Annotated in this window: 21 protein-coding genes; 7 read left to right on the plus strand and 14 right to left on the minus strand. The window is 60.8% G+C overall.

Annotated features, from left to right (window positions below; translation table 11 throughout):
- Positions 1-2: 2 nt before the first annotated feature.
- The 10 genes from ccoG to ccoN (H0Z09_RS22740) all read right to left on the minus strand — a co-directional run bounded on the left by ccoG (position 3) and on the right by ccoN (H0Z09_RS22740) (position 8,882).
- On the minus strand, positions 3-1,406 hold the full coding sequence (gene ccoG, locus H0Z09_RS22695) for a cytochrome c oxidase accessory protein CcoG (protein ID WP_186693652.1): 1,404 nt from the start codon (positions 1,404-1,406) through the stop codon (positions 3-5).
- A gap of 410 nt (positions 1,407-1,816) precedes the next feature.
- Positions 1,817-1,975 (minus strand): hypothetical protein, encoded by a 159-nt coding sequence (locus tag H0Z09_RS22700; RefSeq protein ID WP_186693654.1) that lies wholly within the window; start codon positions 1,973-1,975, stop codon positions 1,817-1,819.
- 119 nt (positions 1,976-2,094) lie between these two features.
- Positions 2,095-3,069 carry a cytochrome-c oxidase, cbb3-type subunit III gene (ccoP, locus tag H0Z09_RS22705; protein WP_186693656.1) on the minus strand — a complete coding sequence of 325 codons (975 nt, stop codon included), beginning with the start codon at positions 3,067-3,069 and terminating at the stop codon, positions 2,095-2,097.
- Entirely contained in the window at positions 3,066-3,251 is a 186-nt protein-coding gene (locus H0Z09_RS22710; RefSeq protein WP_003175465.1) for a CcoQ/FixQ family Cbb3-type cytochrome c oxidase assembly chaperone, read from the minus strand. Before H0Z09_RS22710 ends, ccoP (H0Z09_RS22705) begins: the two co-directional genes overlap by 4 nt.
- Before the next feature lie 6 nt (positions 3,252-3,257).
- Positions 3,258-3,866: a cytochrome-c oxidase, cbb3-type subunit II gene (gene ccoO / locus H0Z09_RS22715; protein WP_186693659.1), complete on the minus strand. Its 609-nt coding sequence runs from the start codon at positions 3,864-3,866 to the stop codon at positions 3,258-3,260.
- Positions 3,866-5,308, minus strand: coding sequence for a cytochrome-c oxidase, cbb3-type subunit I (ccoN, locus tag H0Z09_RS22720; protein WP_076949456.1), 1,443 nt, complete (start codon positions 5,306-5,308; stop codon positions 3,866-3,868). The genes ccoO (H0Z09_RS22715) and ccoN (H0Z09_RS22720) overlap by 1 nt, the downstream gene beginning before the upstream one ends.
- A gap of 382 nt (positions 5,309-5,690) precedes the next feature.
- Positions 5,691-6,638: a cytochrome-c oxidase, cbb3-type subunit III gene (ccoP, locus tag H0Z09_RS22725; protein WP_186693661.1), complete on the minus strand. Its 948-nt coding sequence runs from the start codon at positions 6,636-6,638 to the stop codon at positions 5,691-5,693.
- On the minus strand, positions 6,635-6,835 hold the full coding sequence (locus tag H0Z09_RS22730) for a cbb3-type cytochrome c oxidase subunit 3 (RefSeq protein WP_076949454.1): 201 nt from the start codon (positions 6,833-6,835) through the stop codon (positions 6,635-6,637). Before H0Z09_RS22730 ends, ccoP (H0Z09_RS22725) begins: the two co-directional genes overlap by 4 nt.
- A gap of 3 nt (positions 6,836-6,838) precedes the next feature.
- Positions 6,839-7,447 (minus strand): cytochrome-c oxidase, cbb3-type subunit II, encoded by a 609-nt coding sequence (gene ccoO, locus H0Z09_RS22735; RefSeq protein ID WP_186693663.1) that lies wholly within the window; start codon positions 7,445-7,447, stop codon positions 6,839-6,841.
- 10 nt (positions 7,448-7,457) lie between these two features.
- The gene (gene ccoN / locus H0Z09_RS22740; RefSeq protein WP_186693664.1) at positions 7,458-8,882 is read right to left on the minus strand and encodes a cytochrome-c oxidase, cbb3-type subunit I; all 1,425 of its coding nucleotides are present in this window, start codon (positions 8,880-8,882) and stop codon (positions 7,458-7,460) included.
- 79 nt (positions 8,883-8,961) lie between these two features.
- On the opposite strand from ccoN (H0Z09_RS22740), the gene H0Z09_RS22745 reads away from it, so the two are divergent.
- Positions 8,962-9,654 carry an alpha/beta family hydrolase gene (locus tag H0Z09_RS22745; RefSeq protein ID WP_186693665.1) on the plus strand — a complete coding sequence of 231 codons (693 nt, stop codon included), beginning with the start codon at positions 8,962-8,964 and terminating at the stop codon, positions 9,652-9,654.
- Between the two features lie 319 nt (positions 9,655-9,973).
- On the opposite strand, the gene H0Z09_RS22750 is transcribed toward H0Z09_RS22745, so the two are convergent.
- Together H0Z09_RS22750 and H0Z09_RS22755 are read right to left on the minus strand one after the other, a co-directional pair.
- Entirely contained in the window at positions 9,974-11,539 is a 1,566-nt protein-coding gene (locus H0Z09_RS22750) for a PAS domain-containing methyl-accepting chemotaxis protein (protein WP_186693666.1), read from the minus strand.
- A gap of 108 nt (positions 11,540-11,647) precedes the next feature.
- The gene (locus tag H0Z09_RS22755; RefSeq protein WP_186693667.1) at positions 11,648-12,532 is read right to left on the minus strand and encodes an EamA family transporter; all 885 of its coding nucleotides are present in this window, start codon (positions 12,530-12,532) and stop codon (positions 11,648-11,650) included.
- Positions 12,533-12,653: 121 nt separating this feature from the next.
- On the opposite strand from H0Z09_RS22755, the gene aceK reads away from it, so the two are divergent.
- Entirely contained in the window at positions 12,654-14,384 is a 1,731-nt protein-coding gene (gene aceK / locus H0Z09_RS22760; RefSeq protein ID WP_186693668.1) for a bifunctional isocitrate dehydrogenase kinase/phosphatase, read from the plus strand.
- A gap of 58 nt (positions 14,385-14,442) precedes the next feature.
- On the opposite strand, the gene H0Z09_RS22765 is transcribed toward aceK, so the two are convergent.
- Together H0Z09_RS22765 and H0Z09_RS22770 are read right to left on the minus strand one after the other, a co-directional pair.
- Complete coding sequence (locus tag H0Z09_RS22765; protein WP_186693669.1) at positions 14,443-15,018, minus strand: hypothetical protein; 576 nt, start codon at positions 15,016-15,018, stop codon at positions 14,443-14,445.
- 155 nt (positions 15,019-15,173) lie between these two features.
- Positions 15,174-15,548 (minus strand): hypothetical protein, encoded by a 375-nt coding sequence (locus H0Z09_RS22770; protein ID WP_186693670.1) that lies wholly within the window; start codon positions 15,546-15,548, stop codon positions 15,174-15,176.
- A gap of 123 nt (positions 15,549-15,671) precedes the next feature.
- On the opposite strand from H0Z09_RS22770, the gene H0Z09_RS22775 reads away from it, so the two are divergent.
- From H0Z09_RS22775 to H0Z09_RS22795, 5 genes are all read left to right on the plus strand, one after another.
- On the plus strand, positions 15,672-16,037 hold the full coding sequence (locus H0Z09_RS22775; RefSeq protein ID WP_186693672.1) for a hypothetical protein: 366 nt from the start codon (positions 15,672-15,674) through the stop codon (positions 16,035-16,037).
- Between the two features lie 518 nt (positions 16,038-16,555).
- Entirely contained in the window at positions 16,556-20,467 is a 3,912-nt protein-coding gene (hrpA, locus tag H0Z09_RS22780; protein ID WP_186693681.1) for an ATP-dependent RNA helicase HrpA, read from the plus strand.
- A gap of 385 nt (positions 20,468-20,852) precedes the next feature.
- A complete protein-coding gene (locus H0Z09_RS22785) occupies positions 20,853-21,974 on the plus strand; it encodes a beta-ketoacyl-ACP synthase III (RefSeq protein ID WP_186693683.1) in 1,122 nt (373 codons plus the stop codon).
- 155 nt (positions 21,975-22,129) lie between these two features.
- The gene (locus tag H0Z09_RS22790) at positions 22,130-22,744 is read left to right on the plus strand and encodes a sigma-70 family RNA polymerase sigma factor (protein WP_186693685.1); all 615 of its coding nucleotides are present in this window, start codon (positions 22,130-22,132) and stop codon (positions 22,742-22,744) included.
- Positions 22,738-22,983, plus strand: coding sequence for a zf-HC2 domain-containing protein (locus H0Z09_RS22795; RefSeq protein ID WP_186693687.1), 246 nt, complete (start codon positions 22,738-22,740; stop codon positions 22,981-22,983). The genes H0Z09_RS22790 and H0Z09_RS22795 overlap by 7 nt, the downstream gene beginning before the upstream one ends.
- Positions 22,984-23,082: the final 99 nt, after the last annotated feature.

The following is a 23,082-nucleotide window of genomic DNA, read 5'->3' on the forward strand; positions in this document are numbered from 1 at the left end:
GTTCAACGAACGTGTGGGCCGATGAATCGGCTCTTGGCTTCAATCTGGACGCTGGTGTCATCGGCATCCTTGAGGATGAATGTCACCTCGTTGGTGCTCGACGGCAATTGCTCCGGCGCACTCGAGAGTTCCACCGGCAGGCTGACGATGTCGCCGGCGGCCACTTTGATTTCGCGCCGGCCCTGCAGCTTGAGGTCCGGCAGGCCCGCGGCATCGAGCACGTAGGTGTGGTCGCGCTGGTCCTTGTTCATGATCTTCAGGCTGTAGACGTTTTCGATACGGCCTTCGGCGTTTTCGCGGTACAGCACACGGTCCTTGCTCACGTCGAAACCCACCAGCGAGCGCATGAAAAATGCCGCCACCAACAGGCCGATCATTGCCAGCAGCACCAAGGCGTAGCCGATCAGGCGCGGGCGCAGTTTATGGGTTTTCTGCCCCGAGAGGTTATGTTCAGTGGTGTAGCTGATCAGGCCGCGCGGGTAGTCCATCTTGTCCATGATGGTGTCGCAGGCATCGATACACGCGGCGCAGCCGATGCACTCGATTTGCAGGCCGTCGCGGATGTCGATACCGGTCGGGCACACCTGCACGCACATCGTGCAATCGATGCAATCGCCCAGGCCCTGGGCCTTGTAGTCGACGCCTTTTTTACGTGGGCCACGCACTTCGCCACGGCGAGGGTCGTAGGAGACGATCAGGGTGTCTTTGTCGAACATCACGCTCTGGAAACGCGCGTACGGGCACATGTAGATGCACACCTGCTCGCGCAGCCAGCCGGCGTTGCCATAGGTGGCGAGGGTAAAGAACCCGACCCAGAAATACGACCAGCCGTCGGCCTGGCCGGTGAAGAAATCGAACACCAGTTCGCGGATCGGCGAGAAGTAGCCGACAAAGGTCAGCCCGGTGACAAACCCGATCAACAGCCACAGCGTGTGCTTGCCAAATTTGCGCAGGAATTTGTTGGCGCTCATCGGCGCCTTGTCGAGCTTGATGCGTTGGTTGCGGTCACCCTCGGTGACTTTTTCGCACCACATGAAGATCCACGTCCACACGCTTTGCGGGCAGGTATAACCGCACCACACGCGCCCGGCGTACACGGTGATAAAGAATAGGCCAAAGGCCGCAACGATAAGAATGCCCGAGAGCAGGATGAAGTCCTGAGGCCAGAAGGTTGCGCCGAAAATGAAGAACTTACGCTCCGGCAGGTTCCACCACACGGCCTGGTGGCCACCCCAGTTCAGCCACACGGTGCCGAAGTAGAGCAGGAACAGTGCGGCGCCACCGAGCATGCGCAAATTGCGGAACAGGCCGGTGAAGGCGCGGGTGTAGATTTTCTCTCGCGAAGCGTAGAGGTCGACGGTTTTGGCAGGCGGGGTAACGTTATGTACCGGTATCTGGTCGCTCATCATTGCATCCCACGGCGGTGGAGATTTGCCTCGGCCAGTACGTGCCAACCGGGGTCAAATTAAGGGTGTTGCAGTGGCCCAATGATACGCCCCCGAAGGTACGCAAGGGGTGCGACCTTTGGTCGCGTTGGGTGAAATCAATTGATGGTGTAAGTGATCTGGATCAATTGACTTTGCAAGTATGGACGGTTTTTGTGATCGCTGTGGCGGGCAAGCCCTAAAGCCTTGCACTGGAGAACTCGGTCTTCAGAAAAAACCACGTCGAATGTGGGAGCGGGCTTGCTCGCGAATGCGCAGTGTCAGTCGCCTTATTCGCTACTGATTCATCGCATTTACGAGCAAGTCGGATCGTCGCGCCATCGCTCCCACATTTGATTTTTGTGTTTAAGAATCTTAGCCGCCTAAGTGAGTCACTGATCGAACTGCTGTCTGGTTATGATAGTTGCACGCTCTGGGGTGAATTCGATGCTGTCATCAGGGATTTGCAGCATGTCGACAATATTTACAGCGACCGCTTCGATTACTTCTTCCTGATTATTTTGCTGGGGTATGGCGCTGCCTTCGTTCATGCATCAGTCCCGCTTAAAAAGTGAGCTTTCAAACTTAATGTCTATCGGTTTTCGGAGCAATAAACAACAAAAGCCCCGCCAGCTTTCGCTGCCCGGGGCTTGTTGTTTTAACGGCCTTGTTATTCCTCAGCCTTTTTATCCCCATGGGACAAGCTGTACACATACGCCGCGAGCAAGTGCACCTTGTCATTGCCCTGCAGCTGTTCCTGGGCCGGCATCTGGCCCTGGCGGCCCCAGCGGATGGTCTGTTGCAGTTGCGCGAAGCTCGAACCGTAGATGAAGGCCGCCGGGTGAGTCAGGTCGGGCGCGCCCATGGCCGGGGTGCCTTTGCCGGCGGGGCCGTGGCAGGCCACGCAGTTGGCGGCGAAGAGTTTTTCGCCGTTGGCGACGTCAGCCTTTGCGCCTTCCGGTAGTTTGCGGCCGTCGAGGTTGGTCAGCACGAAGGCGGCGACGTCGCTGACGCCCTGTTCCTTCAGGATATCCAGCCAGCCCGGCATCACCGCGTGGCGGCCCTTCATGATAGTTTCCTTGATAGTGGCCGGCTCGCCACCCCAGCGCCAGTCGGCGTCGGTCAGGTTGGGGAAGCCATAGGCGCCCTTGGCGTCGGAACCATGGCACACCGAGCAGTTGGAGGCGAACAGGCGGCCACCCATCTTCAGGGCTTGCGGGTCCTTGGCAACTTCTTCAATCGGCATCGAGGCGAACTTGGCGAAGATCGGCCCGAACTTGGCCTCCGACCTGGCCATTTCCTTCTCCCATTCGTGCACGCCGGTCCAGCCGGTCTGGCCGTTGGCGAAAGGGGTTTGCTTATCGTTGTCGAGGTAGTTGTAGCCTGGCAGCAGGCCCTTCCAGTTGCCCAGGCCCGGGTACAGCACGAGGTAGCCGAGGGCGAAAATGATGGTGCCGACAAACAGCATGAACCACCACTTGGGCAGTGGGTTGTCGTACTCCTCGATGCCGTCGAACGAGTGGCCGACAGTCTCGTCGGTTTGCTCGGCGCGCTGGCCCTTGCGGGTCGACAGCAGCAGCCAGGTCAGGGCGAAGATGGTGCCCAGGCTGAGGACTGTGACGTACAGACTCCAGAACGTAGTCATTCTTTGTTACTCCTAGAAGCTTGCTCGACGTGCTTGATGGCTTCGGGATCATCCGCAAAGGGCAGCAAGGTCGCGTCTTCAAACTCCGACTTGCGCTTGGGGCTGAACACCCACAGCGCCAGGCCGATAAAGGCCACCATCACCACAACGGTGCCCAGCCCACGAATCATCCCGATATCCATGAAGAATCACCGTTTGCTTTTGATGATGGTGCCCAGGCCTTGCAGGTAGGCCACCAATGCGTCCATTTCGGTCTTGCCCTCAACGGCGGCGGCCGCGCCGGCGATGTCTTCGTCGGTGTAGGGCACGCCCAGGGTGCGCAGCACTTCCATCTTCTTGGCGGTGTCCTTGCCGTCGAGCTTGTTTTCCACGAGGAACGGGTACGCCGGCATTTTCGATTCAGGCACCACGTTGCGCGGGTTATACAAATGCGCGCGCTGCCAGTCATCGGAGTAACGCCCGCCGACACGGGCCAGGTCCGGGCCGGTGCGTTTGGAGCCCCACAGGAACGGATGGTCCCAGACGCTTTCACCGGCGACCGAATAGTGGCCGTAGCGTTCGGTTTCGGCACGGAACGGGCGGATCATCTGCGAGTGGCAGCCGACGCAACCGTTGGCGATGTAAACGTCGCGCCCTTCCAATTCCAGGGCGCTGCGCGGCTTCATGCCTTCGACCGGCTTGTTGGTCACGTCCTGGAAAAACAGCGGCACGATCTGGGTCAAGCCACCGATACTCACGGCAATGACCATGAAGAAGGCCAGCAGGCCGATATTCTTCTCGACGACTTCATGCTTCATCAGTGGGCTCCCACAACGGCGATCTTGGCGGCGGCTTCAGCTTGCGCAGGGTCGGACGCACGCACGGTGCGCCAGACGTTGTAGGCCATGAACAGCATGCCGGTGGCAAAGAACGCACCGCCCAGGGCGCGGACGATAAAGCCCGGGTGGCTGGCTTGCAGTGCTTCGACGAAGGAGTAGGTGAGGGTGCCGTCATCGTTGATCGCACGCCACATCAGGCCTTGGGTGATGCCGTTGACCCACATCGAGGCGATGTAGAGCACGGTGCCGATGGTGGCCAGCCAGAAGTGCGTGTTGATCAGCCCGACGCTGTGCATCTGCGCGCGGCCGAACAGCTTGGGGATCATGTGGTACAGCGCGCCGATGGAGATCATGGCGACCCAGCCGAGCGCGCCGGCGTGTACGTGGCCGATGGTCCAGTCGGTGTAGTGGGACAGGGAGTTGACGGTCTTGATCGCCATCATCGGGCCTTCGAAGGTCGACATGCCGTAGAACGCCAGCGAGACCACGAGGAAGCGCAGGATCGGGTCGGTGCGCAGCTTATGCCAGGCGCCCGACAGCGTCATCATGCCGTTGATCATGCCGCCCCAGCTTGGCGCCAGCAGGATGATCGACATCGCCATGCCCAGGGACTGTGCCCAATCCGGCAGCGCGGTGTAGTGCAAGTGGTGCGGGCCTGCCCAGATGTACAGGGTGATCAGCGCCCAGAAGTGCACGATGGACAGGCGATACGAGTAAATAGGACGTTCGGCCTGTTTGGGCACGAAGTAGTACATCATCCCCAGGAAACCGGTGGTCAGGAAAAACCCTACGGCGTTATGCCCGTACCACCACTGGATCATCGCGTCCGTCGCCCCGGCGTAGGCCGAGTAGGACTTGAACAGGCTGACCGGCAACGAGGCGTGGTTGACGATGTGCAGCATCGCCGTGACCAGGATAAACGCGCCGTAGAACCAGTTGCCCACATAGATGTGCTTGGTCTTGCGCTTGACGATGGTGCCGAAGAACACCACGGCGTAGGTCACCCAGACAATGGCGAGCAAAATGGCGATGGGCCATTCGAGCTCGGCGTATTCCTTGGTGGTGGTGTAACCCAGCGGCAGGGTGACGATGGCGCCGAGGATGACGGCTTGCCAGCCCCAGAAGGTGAAGGCCGCAAGGCCGTCGGAGATCAGTCGCGTCTGGCAGGTTCGCTGCACGACATAGTAGGAGGTGGCAAACAATGCACATCCGCCGAAGGCAAAGATCACCAGGTTGGTGTGCAGCGGGCGCAGGCGGCCAAAGGTCGTCCATGGCAAGCCGAAATTCAATTCCGGCCAAACCAGCTGCGAGGCGATGAACACCCCGAGCCCCATGCCAAGGATCCCCCAGACCACCGTCATGATGGCGAACTGGCGGACTACCTTATAGTTATAAGCAGTCGGACTGATTGCTGTGCTCATTCTAAGGTTCCACGGTTTAGTTTTTTTATAGGTAAAAATCGGCCGCAAGTATGTAGAAAGCGAGAGGCCAATGCAACGCAACGCTGACCTGCGTCAAGGCGTTCCAAGCCAGATTCTGCGCCCTTTCCATGTTTGATGTAAGGACAAATTGCCAAATCGAAAGCTGATCGAGTGGACAGGAATTTTTTCGGGCCGCAACGGCGCTCGTTGCGCACGCCGCAACCGCTGCGCTTGCACGAAAGCGTAGACCCGAATGGCGCGGGGGGAAAGGTGTGCTTTGGAAGGGTGCGACACTTGGTCGCGCAGGCAGGTACGGCTCAATCGAGCGTTAACCATGAAGGGGGCGGGAAGCTGCCGCCCCGGGTGGGGCGGCAGTCAGAGGTTATTGGGCTTGGCTTTCCGGCGTTGCGCCATCAGCGTTGTGGGAGAGGCTGTAAACGTAGGCCGCCAGCAGGTGCACCTTGTCATTGCCTTGCAACACTTCCTGCGCGGGCATCTGGCCTTGGCGGCCGTGCCGGATGGTCTGCTGCAACTGCGCCAGGCTGGTGCCGTAGATGTAACCGCCCGGTTTGGTCAAGTCGGGCGCACCCATGGCTTCCATCCCGTGGCCTTCGGGGCCATGGCACGCGACGCAGGTGGTGTTGAACGCCGCTTGGCCTGCCGCGAGGTCGGCGCTGCTGTCGGCCGGCAATGGCAGCTTGGCCAGGTCGTGACGCACATAGGCGGCAACGTTTTTCACACCCTCGTCGCCGAGCATGTCACCCCAGGCCGGCATTGCCGCGTGACGGCCGTTGAGGATGGTGGTCTTGATCGCTTCGGCCGAACCGCCCCAGCGCCAGATGTTGTCCGCCAGGTTCGGGAAGCCAAACGCGCCCTTGGCGTCCGAGCCGTGGCACACCGAGCAGTTGGAGGCAAACAGGCGGCCGCCCATCTTCAACGCTTGTGGGTCCTTGGCGACTTCTTCCACGGGCATGGCCGAGAACTTGGCGAAGATCGGCCCGAACCTGGTGTCGGCCTTGGCCATCTCCTTCTCCCACTCCTTGGCCGAGGTCCAGCCGTCTTCATAGCCCGGCAGCACGCCCTTCCAGTTGCCCAGGCCCGGGTAGAGGATCAGGTAGCCGACCGCAAACACCAGGGTGCCGGCGAACAGCATGAACCACCACTGGGGCAGCGGGTTGTCGTATTCCTCGATTCCGTCGAAGGCGTGGCCCATGGTCTGGTCGACGCTGCCCTTGGTCTCGCCCTTGCGGGTGCCGATCAAGAGCCAGGTCAGGCCGATGAGGCTGCCGAGGGTCAGTACGCAGATCCATGTACTCCAGAAAGTGGTCATGGCCGATTGCTCCTTGTTGCAGGCTCTTGGTGAGCGTCGGATGGCGCAGGTTCGTCGGCGAAGGGCAGCAGGCGCGCTTCCTCGAATTCCGCATTGCGCCGGTTGTTGAATACCCACAGCGACAGGCCGATAAAGGCGATGGCGACCACCAGCGTGCCGAGGCCGCGGATGGTGCCCGCATCGAATTCAAATCCCATGGCTCACCTCTTGCTCTTGATGGCAGTGCCGAGTACTTGCAGGTACGCAACCAGCGCGTCCATCTCGGTCTTGCCCTTGAGGCTGGCGACGGCGGCAGTGATGTCGTCGTCGGTGTAGGGCACGCCGAGGGTGCGCATCACTTTCAACTTGGTCTCGGTGTGGCTGCTGTCGACGGCGGCGGTGACCAGCCAGGGGTAGGCCGGCATCTTCGACTCGGGCACCACGTTGCGCGGGTTGTACAAGTGCGCGCGGTGCCAGTCGTCCGAGTAACGCGCGCCGACGCGTGCCAGGTCCGGCCCGGTACGCTTGGAGCCCCACAGGAAGGGGTGGTCCCACACGCTTTCACCGGCGACCGAGTAATGGCCATAGCGCTCGGTTTCGGCGCGGAACGGACGGATCATCTGCGAGTGGCACTGCACGCAGCCTTCGCGGATGTAAATGTCACGGCCTTCCAGTTGCAGCGCGGTGTAGGGCTTCATGCCTTCGACCGGTTTGTTGGTCACGTCCTGGAAGAACAGCGGGACGATCTGGGTCAGGCCGCCGATGCTCACGGCGAGCACCATGAGCAGCATCAGCAGGCCGACGTTTTTTTCAATCGTTTCGTGTTTCATCACAGACTCCTCAGGCCAGCTGCGCGACAGGGACGGCTTCGACAGGCTGCGCCGAACGCACGGTACGCCAGGTGTTGTAAGCCATCAGGAACATGCCGCTGAGGAAGATCGCACCGCCCACCAGCCGCACGATGAAGCCAGGGTGGCTGGCCACCAGGGTTTCGACGAACGAGTAGGTGAGGGTGCCGTCTTCGTTGATCGCACGCCACATCAGGCCCTGGGCGATGCCGTTGACCCACATCGAGGCGATGTAGAGCACGGTGCCGATGGTGGCCAGCCAGAAGTGCGCGTTGATCAGGCCGACGCTGTGCATCTGCTCGCGGCCGAAGACTTTGGGGATCATGTGATACAGCGCGCCGATGGAGATCATCGCCACCCAACCGAGGGCGCCGGCGTGTACGTGGCCGATGGTCCAGTCGGTGTAGTGGGACAGCGAGTTGACGGTCTTGATCGCCATCATCGGACCTTCGAAGGTCGACATGCCGTAGAACGCCAGCGAGACCACCAGAAAGCGCAGGATCGGGTCGCTGCGCAATTTATGCCAGGCGCCCGACAGCGTCATCATGCCGTTGATCATGCCGCCCCAGCTCGGTGCCAGCAGCACCAGCGACATCACCATGCCCAAGGACTGCGCCCAGTCCGGCAGCGCGGTGTAATGCAGGTGATGCGGGCCTGCCCAGATGTACAGGGTGATCAGCGCCCAGAAATGCACGATGGACAAGCGATAGGAATACACCGGACGCTCGGCCTGTTTCGGCACGAAGTAATACATCATGCCGAGGAAACCGGCGGTGAGGAAAAAGCCCACTGCGTTGTGCCCGTACCACCACTGCACCATGGCATCCGTCGCACCGCCGTAGAGGGAGTAGGACTTGGTCAGGCTGACCGGGATTTCCAGGTTGTTGACGATATGCAGGATGGCCACGGTAAGGATGAACCCGCCGAAGAACCAGTTGCCGACATAGATGTGCTTGGTGTTGCGCTTGGCCACGGTGCCGAAGAACACGATGGCATAGGCCACCCAGACGATGGTGATCAGGATGTCGATCGGCCATTCCAGTTCCGCGTATTCCTTGGAACTGGTGTAGCCCAGCGGCAGGCTGATCGCCGCCAGCAGGATCACCAGCTGCCAGCCCCAGAAGCAGAACGCCGCCAGTTTGGGCGCGAACAGCTGGGTCTGGCAGGTGCGTTGCACCGAGTAGAAGGAGCTGGCGAACAGCGCGCAGCCACCGAAGGCGAAGATCACCGCGTTGGTGTGCAGCGGGCGCAGGCGCCCGAAGCTGGTCCAGGGCAAATCGAAATTGAGTGCAGGCCAGACCAATTGGGCGGCGAGAAAAACCCCGAGCCCCATGCCGACGATGCCCCACACCACCGTCATAATGGCGAATTGGCGGACCACCTTGTAGTTATAGGCGGTACTTAAAGTAGTGTTCATGGTTCCCCATCCACGGTTCAACCCAAGCAGATGCGGCACTTGGGCTGGAGTTATAGGCAGACTAAAAAGCGAGGCAAGCATGGGCAAAGAGCACAAGGCCAGTATTGACGAGGATCAATGGGCGCAGCGTGTGCGGGAACATGGGTGGCTGTGGGATGTCGCGTTGGGCAAGCGCGCGGGCGAAGCGGTCACGCTGATCCTGGCCCACGGCGCCGGCGCACCGATGGACTCCGGGTTCATGAATGACATGGCTGCACGCCTTGCCGGGCATGGCGTGAACGTGTTGCGCTTCGAGTTTCCCTACATGGCCCAACGCCGTGCAGACGGGGGGAAACGCCCGCCCAACCCGGCGCCGAAACTGTTGGAGGCGTGGCGCGAGGTGTATGCCGAGGTGCGACCTCATGTCGCGGGAAAATTGGCCATTGGCGGCAAGTCCATGGGCGGGCGCATGGCCAGTCTGCTGGCCGATGAATTACACGCCGACGCGCTGGTGTGCCTGGGGTATCCGTTCTATGCCGTGGGCAAACCGGAAAAACCACGGGTCGAGCACCTGGCCGGGTTGAAGACGCCGACGTTGATTGTGCAAGGCGAGCGTGATGCGCTGGGCAACCGCGCGACGGTGCAGGCGTATGCGTTGTCGCCGAGCATCGAGGTGATGTGGCTGGTGGCGGGGGATCATGACTTGAAGCCGTTGAAGGCCTCGGGGTTCAGTCATGAGCAGCATCTTGAAGCGGCGGCGGTGAAAGTGGCTGGGTTTATTGCAAGCCTTTAGGGCGCCATCGCAGTATAGGTATCTACACAACTTTCAAAGGCTGACAAATCTCCGTGTAGTGAGCGGGCTTGTCCCGCGCTGGGCTGCGAAGCGGCCCCAAACCAGGCGGATTGAGTTTGTCTGAAACTGCGCGGTGTCTTTATTGGGGCGGCTTCGCCACCCAGCGCGGGCGGTGCGACGATTCGACAAGCCCGCTCACTACAAAAATGTGTAGATACCTATGCCCATCGCAGGCAAGCCAGCTCCCACATTCGAGTGGGTTCACACGTCAAAATGTGGGGGCGGCGGTGCGACGATTCGACTTGCTCGCGAAAGCGGTCTACCGGTTAAACCGCTCCACCAGCGAATACTGGGTATTGGCGGTATGCGTGAGCTCTTCACTCAACTGCGCCGAGTTCATCGCCTGTTCCGACGTCTGGTCCGCCAACAGCGCAATGGTGCTGATGTTGCGGCTGATCTCCTCGGCCACCGAGCTTTGCTCTTCGGTTGCCGCCGCGATCTGGGTGGTCATGTCGGTGATGTGCGCCACCGCTTCGCTGATCCCCACCAGCGCCTGGTCCGCTTCCATCACCCGCGCCACGCCTTCTTCGGCCTGGCGATGCCCGGCGTCCATGGTTTGCACGGCAGCGGCGGCCGTCTGCTGCAGCTTGGCGATCAGGGCATGGATCTGCCCGGTCGATTCGGCGGTGCGTTGCGCCAGTTGACGCACTTCGTCAGCGACCACGGCAAAGCCGCGGCCCATCTCGCCGGCACGCGCCGCTTCAATCGCAGCGTTGAGCGCCAGCAGGTTGGTCTGGTCGGCAATGCCTTTGATTACGTCGACCACACCGCCGATTTCATCGCTGTCCTTGGCCAGTTGAGTCACGGTCACGCCGGTCTCACCCACCGCAACGGACAGACGCTGGATCGCCTCGCGGGTTTCCCCGGCGATATCGCGGCCGCGGCCCGTCAGGCGGTTGGCCTCCTGGGTCGCATCGGCGGTACGCTGCACGTGGCTGGCGACTTCCTGGGTGGTGGCCGCCATCTGGTTGACCGCGGTGGCCACCTGTTCGGTTTCCACGCGCTGGCGTTCCAGGCCGCTGGAGCTGTTATGCGCCAGGGTGTTGGATTGCGCAGCCTGGTCGTTGAGGTGTTCGGCGGTGTCCTGCAGGCGCGTCAGGCAAGTCTTCAGGCGGGCTTCCTGGCTGAGGATCGACATCTCCAGCCGCGCCTGGGCACCACGGCTGTCGGTGTACATCTGCGCGATCAGCGGGTCGGAGGTGGTCTGCTCGGCCAGACGCAACAGGCGCTTGAGGCCGCGCTGTTGCCAGCTCAGGCCCAGCAGGCCGAGCGGCACCGACAGCCCCGCCGCCAGGGCAAAGCCCCATTGCGAAGTCAGCGTGGCGCCGATCATGAAACTCAACTGGCTGATCAGGATAAACGGCAGCCAGTCCTGCAACACCGGCAGCCACTTGTCCCGCTGGGGGATCGCCGACTTGCCCTGGTTGATGCGCTGGTAGAGCGCTTCGGCGCGGCGGATCTGCTCGGCGGAGGGCTTGATGCGCACCGATTCGTAGCCGACCACCTGGTTGCCTTCGAAGACCGGCGTCACATAGGCGTTAACCCAATAGTGATCACCGGTCTTGCAGCGATTCTTGACAATGCCCATCCATGGCAAGCCTTGTTTGAGCGTGGACCACATATGCGCGAACACCGCGGCCGGAACATCCGGGTGACGCACCAGGTTATGCGGGGCACGGACCAGTTCGTCGCGGGTGTACCCGCTGATCTCGACAAACGCGTCGTTGCAGTAGGTGATCACGCCCTTGGCATCTGTGGTGGAGATCAACCGTTGCTGAGCGGGGAAGGTACGTTCGCGCTGGGTAACGGGCTGGTTATTACGCATGATTGTTCAATCCGCAAGGCTTTCAAGGGTTGTCGGCCGGAACGGGGGTTTATTTAACTTATTTTTGCAACAATCGGCCCGCCAGCATTCACCGATGTGATGGCGGCCTCAGCGTTTTTTAGGCCGCAACACCAGCCACAGCGCTCCGGCAATCAATACCCCTCCATACACATGCGCCATCGACAACGGCTCATCCAGCAGCAACGCACCCCACAACACCCCAAACGGCGGTATCAGAAAGGTGGTGGTCATCGATCTCACGGGGCCAATCGCGGTGAGCAGTCGGAAGTACAAAACATACGCAAACGCCGTACACACCAACCCCAACCCAAGCAGCGACGTCCACACCTGCCATCCACCCCAACTGGCGGGGGGATGGCTGATGGCGCTGTAAGCAAACAATGGCAGCAGGAACAACGTAGCACCGAGCATGCTGCCCAACGCCGAAAGGCGGCTGTCCAGCCCGCCCCGCTGATCCAGCCAGCGCCGCGCGAGAAAGCCGGCAAAGCCATAACAGGTGGTGGCCAGCAGGCAGGCCAATGCGCCCATCAACAATTCCAGGTCAAACGCCACCGGCCCGGCGCGGGTCAGTATGACCACGCCGAACAAACCCAGACACACCCCCGCGATTTTCGAGGGGGTGAGGCGTTCGCTGAAGAACAGCCCGCCGATCAGTACGCCCATCAGCGGCGTGGTCGCGTTGAAGATCGCCGAGTAGCCGGCCGGCAGCACTTGGGCGGCCACCGAATACATAGTCGCCGGAATCCCGGAGTTGATCACTCCCAACAGCAATACCGTCTTGAACTTGCCTTGGAAATCCCAGCTTACCCGCATCATCGCCAGGATCACCAGCAACCCGGCGGCGGCAATCGACACGCGGAAAAACGCCGTAGGCAGCGCGCCGATCTCCGGCGCGATGATGCGCATGAACAGAAAGCTCGCGCCCCAGATGGCGGCCAGCCCCAACAAGTACAGGGTGTCGACAGGTCTCACGGAACACTCCCAGGTCAGTAAGGCGGCGAGTGTACAGGGCCGCACAAAAAATGACCCTTCTCCTTCCCCCCCTGCACTGGCTAAGCTCAAGGCTTCCCGTTGCCCGTTCGAGGTTTCCCGCATGACGCAGTCCGCCCTCGCTATTGCCCGGATGATCCTCGATGGCTTCGACGATTACCGTGAGCACTTCCGCCAGATCACCGATGGCGCTCGCGAGCGTTTCGAAAAGGCCCGGTGGCAACAAGGGCAGGCGGCGTCGGCGGCGCGGATCAACCTCTATGAGGAAAAGGTCGGTGAGGTGACCGTGCGTCTGCGTGAACATTTCGATGATGTCGTACTACTCGATATTGCTGCGTGGCCCTTGGTGAAAAGCGCCTACATCACCCTGATCGACCAGCGCTTGGACGATGAACTGTCCGAGACCTGGTACAACTCGATCTTCTGCGGCCTGTTCAGTCATGACCTGATCAGCGACGGCTGCATGTTCATCCACACCACCCGGCCCAGCCTGCGCCGGGCACGCGCGGCGCAGACCCGCACCTACACGCCCGCCGGGAACCTCTCGCAGATGCTGGCGCAGGTCTTTGCCGATTACAGCTTCGACGAACCCTACGCCGACCTGCCAGCCGACCTGCACCGCCTCGAAGCCCAGCTGCGGGAAAACCTGCCGGACTGGGTGTGCAAGGACCCGGACCTTGAGGTTGAGTTGTTTTCCTCGGTGCTCTACCGCAATAAAGGGGCCTACCTGGTAGGGCGCCTCTACACCCACGACGAACAATGGCCGCTGGCGATCCCGCTGCTGCACCGCGAGGGGCAGGGCATCCAGATCGACGCGCTGATCACGGACGAAGCCGACGTGTCGATCATCTTTTCATTCACCCGGTCCTACTTCATGGTGGATGTGCCGGTGCCGGCGGAATTCATCGGCTTTCTCAAGCGCATCCTGCCTGGCAAGCACATCGCCGAGTTGTACACCTCGATTGGTTTCTACAAGCATGGCAAGTCGGAGTTCTATCGCGCGCTGATCAACCACCTGGCCAGTACTGATGATCAATTCATCATGGCGCCCGGTGTGCGCGGCATGGTCATGAGTGTGTTTACCCTGCCGGGCTTCAATACCGTGTTCAAGATCATCAAGGACCGGTTTTCACCCTCCAAGAACGTCAACCGTGCCACGGTGATCGAGAAGTATCGCCTGGTCAAAAGCGTCGACCGGGTCGGGCGCATGGCCGATACCCAGGAGTTCGCCGACTTCCGTTTTCCCCTGAGCAAGTTCGAACCCGAGTGCCTGGCCGAGCTGCTGGACGTCGCCGCCGGCACCGTTGAAGTCGAAGGCGACACGGTGCTGATCCGTCACTGCTGGACCGAGCGGCGCATGACCCCGCTCAACCTCTACCTCGAGAACGCCAACCCGGCCCAGGTGCGTGAGGCCTTGGACGACTATGGCCTGGCGATCAAACAACTGGCGGCGGCGAATATCTTCCCCGGCGACATGCTGCTGAAAAACTTCGGCGTTACCCGTCACGGCCGTGTGGTGTTCTACGACTACGACGAAATCTGCTACCTCACCGAAGCCAACTTCCGCCACATCCCGGCACCGCGTACCCCTGAAGACGAAATGGCCTCCGAGCCCTGGTACTCGATCGGCCCGCTGGATGTATTCCCCGAGGAATTCCCGCCGTTCCTGTTCGCCGACGCCGGCCAGCGTAAGCTGTTCGATGAACTGCACGGCGAGCTGTACAACGCGGATTACTGGAAAGGGCTGCAAGAGGCCATTCGCGCGGGGAAAGTAATTGACGTGTTTCCGTATCGGCGCAAGGAGCCGCGCGATGAAGAAGGCCTAGGGACTTGAAAGAGTGACTGACTGCAGGGCGCAGTCAGTCGAAGTGGGCGCCTGTTATCGAAGAGCCTTAGGCACCTTCCTTGCGATTTTCCTTGCGAACCTCCTTAAGCCAGGGTTGATCCTTGCCCAGTATCGTCAGCGTGTCGGTGACGTTTGATGCGCGGTTCCTGTCGGTGGTGTTCGAGCCATTGGTCTGTACGTCCCGCGCTTGTTTATAAAGTGCCCCCATCTCCCGGTTCAACGCCTTATCGGTTTTTTTATGCTCTCGATAATTGCTGAATTTAGTGATCGGGTTTTTGCTTTCAGGGTTGACCTCGAGCTTTTTGATGCGCTGTTCCAATAGATTGATAGGCGCTTGATAGGTGGTTTTAGGAAGCGCGGGCGTCGGGAAGTCGACGGGTAGTCTTTCCAGCGCATCCTTGGTTTTTTTCAGTTGGTCGAGCTCTTTTTGCCGGGCAGGGCTAAAGCTGGAGTAAGGTTGTTTATCGAGCAGTGTCGCGGATGAGCCCGTGCTGCTTGAACTTTGTTTCCAGGAGCCTTGTGGCGCGGGATTTGAGGGCGCGACATCCTGATGTTTGCTGGCATATCGATCCGAGTAATTGCCGGAGTTGTTGTTGGAATAGCGGTTGGAATCAATGGGCATAAAGCCTCCGTAACAGGCTGGAGTGTTTAGGTTGGCCAGGGGTATCTGGACGACTCATTGAACGCGCTGCCAGCGCATACGGCCTATCGGACTTCAGCTTTTAACGTGTAAGGCGCGTTACTGGATTTGTGTAGCAAAAATCCTTCTCGACCGCCTTATGGATGCGAAGCGGTCATGCGATGAACAGCCAGGTTGTTTCTCAGGTCGGTGTAGATAGTGCGCAAATCGGTATTCAGCTCGGCGACCAGCGCCCGTTGTTTATTACTGTCTTTAAGTTGGCCGATAGCCGCCTGCTTGACGTGCGCGCTGTTAGCGGAATGAATCAGTGCCTTGAACTGCGCGCGATCCTCGGCACTGCCGGCCTGTTCCGCTCGGGGCACTGCGTCCAGTTGTACAAAACCCTTCTCGATAACCTCCAATTCCAGTTTGATTCGGCGGTTGTTCGGCGGGGTCAGCACCAGGACAGGATTCATGCCCTCTATCGAGCTGCCATCAAGCTTGCCGCTGTGCCAGGCATCGCGCAAATTCACCAGGGCGTCCCGCGCGGCATCGACCGCCTGGGGCGAGAGTTTTTCCTCAAGGCCATTGCGCTGTCCGGCTTCGACAGTGCGTTCCAGTCGATGGAGTGCCAGTTACACCGGTGCTGATTGGTTGTGCCGCTCAAGATTCTGCTCCAGGCGTTTACACTCCGGGACCAGGCCAAGGGTGGATTTGAATTGGCTGCTGCCTTTCAAGCGACCCATTGCCCAGGCATTGCGACACTCGGTCATGGCGTTGCGTTGCCTGAGAAAGGCGTCTTCCACGGCGTGAGCGATGGGTTGCGGCTGTTGCTTGATGTGGCTATCCAACAGGGCAATCTCTTTCTCAAGGACGTTGATATGTTTCACCGCCTGTTCCAGGCCCTGTCCACTCAGTTGGTTGCTCAGGGGGGCGGGCTGCAGGGCGCGATTCGCGCCGGTAAGGTCATCGATGCGCTTTCGTACCGACGCAAAGACCGCGATGCTAAAGACCGCTCGTGAAGTTCATTCCTCTTATTGCCTGGCTTGTAAGGTGATAATTCGAAATTCGATTCAACCTCAGGTTTGTTGGCGGCTCCGACGAGACTTGGCTGTTGGCGGGTGTTGACGACGGTCTTTCCGTGTAGGCCGGAGGAAACTCATAGCGTGGCGGTGGCTGCGTATCCGCCGAACGCGGTTGGGCCCGCATGGACTCTTCGTAGTTCGGCAAGCGCGACGTGACGGAATCGATTGGCATATGGAGCTCCGTTTTCAATAAGGTACGTTCTGATCTGCCAGACATATCTGGAGACTGATTGAAGCCTGCGTATTTCATTCATCAAATCGGACTTTCACTTTTTAGTAGTGCGAAGCGACCTCATAGTCTTGTAGTAAAAGTCGCTGCCGGGACGGGCATAAAGACAATCGCCACGTGACAGAACGTCTCCCGACGGGGCGAAATCTGCGACAATCCCTTCCATTCAATCGATTAACGCAACGCAGGCCTCACCTGCCTTACCCAGAAGACCTTTGCCGCCCTGATGACTGAACAAGCGCCCACCATCGACCAACTGCTCAAAACCCTCGATCACGCCATGCTCGCCGACCGCCAGCGCTTGCGCCGGCAGTTGCTCGAGCTGCGCAAGAAGCCCGACGAGGGCAAATTGGCGCAGTGGGTGGCGCGCATGCAGGCATCGTGCGCGCAGGTCGTGGCGCGGCGGGCCAGCCTGCCGGTGATCCGCTACGACGACAGCCTGCCGATTGCCGCCAAGCGCGATGAGATCAAAGCGGCGCTGAACAAGCATCAGGTGCTGATCATTGCCGGCGAAACCGGCTCGGGTAAAACCACTCAGTTGCCGAAGATCTGCCTGGAAATCGGCCGTGGCCAGTACGGCCTGATCGGTCACACCCAGCCGCGCCGGATCGCCGCGCGCAGCGTCGCCAGTCGGGTTGCCGAAGAGTTGGCCACGCCGCTGGGTGCGCTGGTCGGCTATCAAGTGCGCTTCGAAGACCAGAGCGATTCCAACACGCTGATCAAGCTGATGACCGACGGCATCCTCCTGGCCGAAACCCAGAACGATCGCTACCTGGAACGCTACGACACGATCATCGTCGACGAGGCCCACGAACGCAGCCTGAACATCGACTTCCTGCTGGGCTACCTGAAAACCCTGCTGCCGCGCCGTCCGGACCTTAAAGTCATCATCACCTCGGCGACCATCGACCTGGAGCGCTTCTCCAAGCACTTCGACGATGCGCCGATCGTCGAAGTCTCGGGCCGCACCTTCCCGGTGGACACCTGGTACCGCCCGCTGACCCTGGAGCAGGACGAGGAGGGCAACCGCGTCGAGGATGACTTGACGGTCGACCAGGCGATCCTGGCAACTCTGGATGAAATCGCCGCCTATGAGCGCAGCGAGCGGCGCAGCCCTGGCGATGTGCTGGTGTTTTTGCCGGGCGAGCGCGAGATTCGTGACGCCGCTGAGATGCTGCGCAAGGCCCAGCTCAAGCACACCGAAATCCTGCCGCTGTATGCACGCCTGTCGCCGGCCGAACAGCAGCGCATCTTCCAGTCCCACCCGGGCCGGCGTGTGGTGCTGGCGACCAACGTCGCGGAAACCTCGCTGACCGTGCCGGGCATTCGCTACGTGATCGACAGCGGCACCGCGCGCATCAGCCGCTACAGCTACCGCGCCAAGGTGCAGCGCCTGCCGATCGAGGCGATTTCCCAGGCCAGCGCCAACCAGCGTAAAGGCCGTTGCGGCCGCGTCGAGCCGGGTATTTGCATTCGCTTGTACAGCGAAGAAGACTTTATCGGCCGTCCGGAATTTACCGACCCGGAGATCCTGCGCACCAACCTCGCCGCCGTGATCCTGCAGATGCTGCACCTGCGCCTCGGCGAAATCACCGATTTCCCGTTTATCGAACCGCCGGATGGCAAGGCCATCAGCGACGGTTTCAATCTGTTGCAAGAACTCTCGGCGGTGGACCGCAACAGTCAGCTCACCCCGCTGGGCCGTCAGCTGGCGCGCCTGCCGGTCGACCCGCGCATGGGCCGCATGCTGCTGGAAGCCGCCAAGCTTGGCAGTTTGCAGGAAGTGCTGATCGTCGCCAGCGCCATGTCGATCCAGGACCCGCGCGAGCGCCCGCCGGAGCGTCAGCAGGCCGCTGACCAGGCCCACGCGCAGTGGAAGGATGCGGATTCGGACTTCGCCGGGCTGGTCAACCTATGGCGCGGCTTTGAAGAACAGCGCCAGGCACTCACCGCCAGCCCGCTGCGCAACTGGTGCCGCAAGAACTTCCTCAATTACCTGCGCCTGCGTGAGTGGCGCGACTCCCATCGCCAGTTGAGCCTGATCTGCCGCGACATGCAGTTGACGATCAACAAGGAGCCTGCGGACTTCCCGAAATTGCACAAGGCGGTGTTGTCCGGCTTGCTCAGCCAGATCGGCCAGAAGACCGAGGACGGCGACTACCTGGGCGCGCGCCAGCGCCGCTTCTGGATTCACCCCTCGTCGGGCATCGGCAAGAAACGCCCGCAATGGCTGATGACCGCCGAACTGGTGGAAACCACCAAGCTGTATGCGCGCATGGTGGCCAAGATCGACGCCGACTGGATCGAGCCTCTGGCCGGGCACCTGATCAAGAAAAACCACTTCGAGCCGCACTGGGAGAAGAAGCGCGGCCAGGTCGTGGCGTTTGAGCAGATCACCCTGTTCGGCCTGATCGTGGTCGGGCGGCGGCCGGTGCATTACGGGCCGATTGACCCGGTGGTGTCGCGCGAGCTGTTTATTCGCGAAGGCCTGGTGCGTGGCGAGATCCAGTCCCGCGCCAAGTGCCTCACGGCCAACCAGCAACTGCTGGAACAGCTCGACGAGCTGGAAGCCAAGGCGCGCCGCCGCGACATCCTGGCGGACGAAGAAACCTTGTATGCCTTCTACGATGCGCGCCTGCCTGCGGAAATTCACCAGACCGCCACCTTCGACAGCTGGTACAAGGTCAACAGCCAGAAAGACCCGCAACTGCTGATCATGCGCGAAGAAGACGTGCTGGCCCGCGAAGCTAGTGAGGTCACCGCCGCGCATTATCCGGACACCCTGCACCTGGGCGATCTGGAACTGGCCTTGAGTTACCACTTCGAACCCAACCACCCGCGCGACGGCGTGACCCTGCGCGTGCCGGCGCCGCTGCTGCCGGCCTTGCCGTCGGAGCGTCTGGAATGGCTGGTACCGGGGGTGATCGAGGCCAAGTGCATCGCCCTGGTGCGCAACCTGCCCAAGGCCCTGCGCAAGAACTTCGTGCCGGTGCCTGACTTCGTCAAGGCGGCGCTGCAACGAATCGAATTCGGCCAGGGTTCGCTGCCCCAGGCGCTGGGCCGCGAACTGCTGCGCATGACCGGCGCGCGGGTCAGCGATGAAGCCTGGGCCGAGGCCGCGCAGCAGGTGGAAAGCCACTTGAAGATGAACCTGGAAGTGGTCGACGGCCAGGGCAAGTTCCTTGGCGAAGGCCGTGACCTGGCCGAGCTGACGGCGCGCTTTGCCCAAGCCAGCCAGGCCGCGTTGGCCGTGCCGCAAACCGCGAAGAGCCAACAGCCGGTGCAAGCCAAGGTATTTGCGCCGGTGGCGGAAAAGACCCAGCAGAAAATCGCCGGGCTGTCGATGACGGTGTACCCGGCACTGGTGGAAGAAAATGGCACGGTCAAGGAAGGTCGTTTCTCGACGGCGGCGGAAGCGGAGTTCCAGCACCGTCGCGCGTTGCAGCGCTTGCTGATGCAGCAATTGGCGGAACCTGCGAAATTCCTGCGCGGCAAATTGCCGGGCCTGACCGAACTGGGCCTGATGTACCGCGAACTGGGGCGCATCGATGCATTGGTCGAAGATATTCTGTTGGCCAGCCTCGACACCTGCGTGCTCGAAGGTGAGGCCAGCCTGCCGCGCGACGGTGCCGGCCTGGCGGCGTTGGCTGAGCGTAAACGTGGCGGATGGACTGAACAGGCCGAACGCCTGGCGCGCCTGACCCTGGAGGTGCTGAAACTGTGGCACGGCCTGCAAAAACGCTTCAAGGGCAAGATCGACCTCGCCCAGGCCGTGGCCCTGAACGACATCAAGCAGCAACTGGGCAACCTGGTGTACCCAGGGTTCGTGCGCGAAACCCCGGCGCAGTGGTTCAAGGAATTGCCGCGTTACCTCAAGGCCATTGAACTGCGCCTGGAAAAACTGCCCAGCCAGGTGCAAAAGGACCGGGTATGGAGCAGCGAACTCAGCGGTCTTTGGACGCAGTACGAAACCCGCCTGAAAAAACACACCCAGGAAGGCAAGCGCGATCCCCAGCTGGAGCTTTACCGCTGGTGGCTGGAAGAATATCGCGTGTCGCTGTTTGGCCAGCAATTGGGCACCAAAGTGCCGATTTCCGACAAGCGCCTGAGCAAGCAGTGGAGTCAGGTAGAGCCCTGAAGTCTGCCTGTCCCCCTGTAGTGAGCGGGCTTGCCCCGCGCTGGGCGGCGAAGCCGCCCCAAAACCAGGCGCCTGAGTTCTGTCTGGAAGAATGCGTTGTTCTGGATTGGGGCGGCTTCGCCACCCAGCGCGGGGCAAGCCCGCTCACTACAATGATTGTGCATCTCCCAGCCTCTACAAATAGGGTGTTTATGGGGATATGGCGCCAAATCCCAGGCTTTGTGGCAAACTTCGTCGCTATAAATGCCATGATCGTCGTGAAGGGCTGCGGCGTGATGGAATAAAGCGATGCCGGTTTGGTGCCCGCGGTGCGGCATCGGACCACTTACAGTTTGGTACGACGGTACCAATATCTTCTGCCTGACAGATTTTTAGAGGAACGACCGTGCATAACGTCGTCATCAGCGGCACTGGCCTGTACACCCCGGCCAACAGCATTTCCAACGAAGAGCTGGTGCAGTCTTTCAATGCTTACGTGCAACAGTTCAACAGCGAAAACGCTGCCGCCATCGAGCGCGGTGAGGTACAGGCGCTGACCGAATCCAGCGCAGCCTTCATCGAGAAAGCCTCGGGCATCAAGAGCCGCTTCGTGATGGACAAGGACGGCATTCTCGACCCCCGGCGCATGGCCCCACGCCTGCCGGAGCGCAGCAACGACGAATGGTCGGTGCTCTGCCAGATGGCCGTCGGCGCCGCCGAGCAAGCGCTGCAACGCGCCGGCAAGACCGCCGCCGACATCGACGGCGTGATCGTGGCCTGCTCCAACCTGCAGCGCGCCTACCCGGCCATCGCCATTGAAGTCCAGGAAGCCCTGGGCATCGAGGGTTTCGGTTTTGACATGAACGTGGCCTGTTCCTCGGCTACCTTCGGCATCCAGAACGCCGCCAACAGCATCCAGCTGGGCCAGGCGCGGGCGATCCTGATGGTCAACCCGGAGGTCTGCACCGGGCACCTGAACTTCCGCGATCGCGACAGCCATTTCATCTTTGGCGACGCGGCCACTGCGGTGATCCTGGAGCGCGCCGACCTGGCGACCTCCGAGCATCAGTTCGACGTGGTGAGCACCAAGCTGCTGACCCAGTTCTCCAACAACATCCGTAACAACTTCGGCTTCCTTAACCGCGCGGCGGAAGAAGGCATCGGCGCGCCCGACAAGCTGTTCGTGCAGGAAGGCCGCAAGGTGTTCCGTGACGTCTGCCCGATGGTTGCCGAATTGATCGGCGTGCATTTGCAGGAAAACCAGCTGGACGTGACCGATGTGAAGCGCTTCTGGCTGCACCAGGCCAACCTGAGCATGAACCACCTGATCGTAAAGAAGTTGCTGGGCCGCGAAGCCACCGTGGAAGAAGCCCCGGTGATCCTCGATACCTACGCCAATACCAGCTCGGCGGGTTCGGTGATTGCGTTCCACACCTACCAGGACGATTTGCCCAAGGGTAGCGTGGCGGTGCTCAGCTCGTTTGGCGCGGGCTATTCGATTGGCAGCGTGATCCTGCGTAAACGCTGATATCGAGACCAAACGCGGTCAATGTGGGAGCTGGCTTGTCGGGTCGCCGCATCGCTGCGATGGTATCAACTCGGTTCGACTGAACGACCGAGGTGTCTGCATCGCAGGCAAGCCAGCTCCCACAGGGATAGAGTTGCAGAGATTCGAGGTAAACAATGGCAGCAGCGGACGACGCGCACCTGCTTGAACGGCTGCTCAAGGGTGAGCAACGGGCCTACAAGGAGTTGGTCACTCAATACCAGAGCGCCATGCGTGCCGTGGCCTATGCCATTGTCGGCCAGCGCCACGCCGATGAAGTCGTGCAGGATGCGTGGCTTTCGGTGGTGCGCAACCTGGCCAGGTTCGAAGGGCGTTCCAGCCTCAAGACGTGGCTGTTGACCATCACCGCCAACGCCGCCAAGGGGCGCTACAAGCAGAATCGTCGCGAAGTGCTGCTCGACGACTTGCCCTCACCGCACGGCACTATTGGTGACGATCGCTTCGCACCCGACGATGGCCACTGGGCCGTCGCCCCTTATGCCTGGCACCAGGACACCCCGGAAGCCTTGCTGACCGAGGATGAACTGCGCAAGTGCCTGGAGCATACGTTGCTGAGTTTGTCGCAGTTACAGAGCAGCGTGCTGGTGCTGCGTGAACGCCAGGGCCTGGAGCTGGAAGAGATTTGTAATCTGCTCACGCTCTCGCTGTCCAATGTGCGGGTGTTATTGCATCGAGCGCGGCTTAAAGTCTTCGCCACGGTGGAGCATTTTGAGGAAACGGGCGAATGTTGACCTGCAAAGAACAAGTGGCACGTTCCAGTGACTATCTCGATGGGCAATTGACCTTTCGCGAGCGTCTGCTGGTGCGTCATCACTTGATGTTCTGCCCGAACTGCCGACGGTTTATCCGCCAGATGCGCCTGATGCAGGCGACGCTGAAGATCATGCCGGATGAACCGGTAGAGGGGGTGGATGCCTTGGCGCAACGGTTGGCTGAAGAACGGCTCAAGGACCGCAAAGGCGGGGAATAGAAAGGCTCGCGCAGGTGGAACGGACGGATGATGGGGACCGATCCACCCGCGCAAGACTGTTGCAGCCACCCCGGGCCGTCCTGGCCCGAGGCGTTCAAC

The organism is Pseudomonas sp. SWRI18, assembly GCF_014268345.1.
Classification (GTDB): domain Bacteria; phylum Pseudomonadota; class Gammaproteobacteria; order Pseudomonadales; family Pseudomonadaceae; genus Aquipseudomonas; species Aquipseudomonas cedrina.

What these genes read in the sequence shown, in the direction of transcription:
- ccoG (WP_186693652.1), bottom strand. Translation starts at nt 1,406, where the DNA reads ATGAGCGACCAGATACCGGTACATAACGTTACCCCGCCTGCCAAAACC.
- H0Z09_RS22700 (WP_186693654.1), bottom strand. Translation starts at nt 1,975, where the DNA reads ATGAACGAAGGCAGCGCCATACCCCAGCAAAATAATCAGGAAGAAGTA.
- ccoP (WP_186693656.1), bottom strand. Translation starts at nt 3,069, where the DNA reads ATGACTACGTTCTGGAGTCTGTACGTCACAGTCCTCAGCCTGGGCACC.
- H0Z09_RS22710 (WP_003175465.1), bottom strand. Translation starts at nt 3,251, where the DNA reads ATGGATATCGGGATGATTCGTGGGCTGGGCACCGTTGTGGTGATGGTG.
- ccoO (WP_186693659.1), bottom strand. Translation starts at nt 3,866, where the DNA reads ATGAAGCATGAAGTCGTCGAGAAGAATATCGGCCTGCTGGCCTTCTTC.
- ccoN (WP_076949456.1), bottom strand. Translation starts at nt 5,308, where the DNA reads ATGAGCACAGCAATCAGTCCGACTGCTTATAACTATAAGGTAGTCCGC.
- ccoP (WP_186693661.1), bottom strand. Translation starts at nt 6,638, where the DNA reads ATGACCACTTTCTGGAGTACATGGATCTGCGTACTGACCCTCGGCAGC.
- H0Z09_RS22730 (WP_076949454.1), bottom strand. Translation starts at nt 6,835, where the DNA reads ATGGGATTTGAATTCGATGCGGGCACCATCCGCGGCCTCGGCACGCTG.
- ccoO (WP_186693663.1), bottom strand. Translation starts at nt 7,447, where the DNA reads ATGAAACACGAAACGATTGAAAAAAACGTCGGCCTGCTGATGCTGCTC.
- ccoN (WP_186693664.1), bottom strand. Translation starts at nt 8,882, where the DNA reads ATGAACACTACTTTAAGTACCGCCTATAACTACAAGGTGGTCCGCCAA.
- H0Z09_RS22745 (WP_186693665.1), top strand. Translation starts at nt 8,962, where the DNA reads ATGGGCAAAGAGCACAAGGCCAGTATTGACGAGGATCAATGGGCGCAG.
- H0Z09_RS22750 (WP_186693666.1), bottom strand. Translation starts at nt 11,539, where the DNA reads ATGCGTAATAACCAGCCCGTTACCCAGCGCGAACGTACCTTCCCCGCT.
- aceK (WP_186693668.1), top strand. Translation starts at nt 12,654, where the DNA reads ATGACGCAGTCCGCCCTCGCTATTGCCCGGATGATCCTCGATGGCTTC.
- H0Z09_RS22765 (WP_186693669.1), bottom strand. Translation starts at nt 15,018, where the DNA reads ATGCCCATTGATTCCAACCGCTATTCCAACAACAACTCCGGCAATTAC.
- hrpA (WP_186693681.1), top strand. Translation starts at nt 16,556, where the DNA reads ATGACTGAACAAGCGCCCACCATCGACCAACTGCTCAAAACCCTCGAT.
- H0Z09_RS22790 (WP_186693685.1), top strand. Translation starts at nt 22,130, where the DNA reads ATGGCAGCAGCGGACGACGCGCACCTGCTTGAACGGCTGCTCAAGGGT.
- H0Z09_RS22795 (WP_186693687.1), top strand. Translation starts at nt 22,738, where the DNA reads ATGTTGACCTGCAAAGAACAAGTGGCACGTTCCAGTGACTATCTCGAT.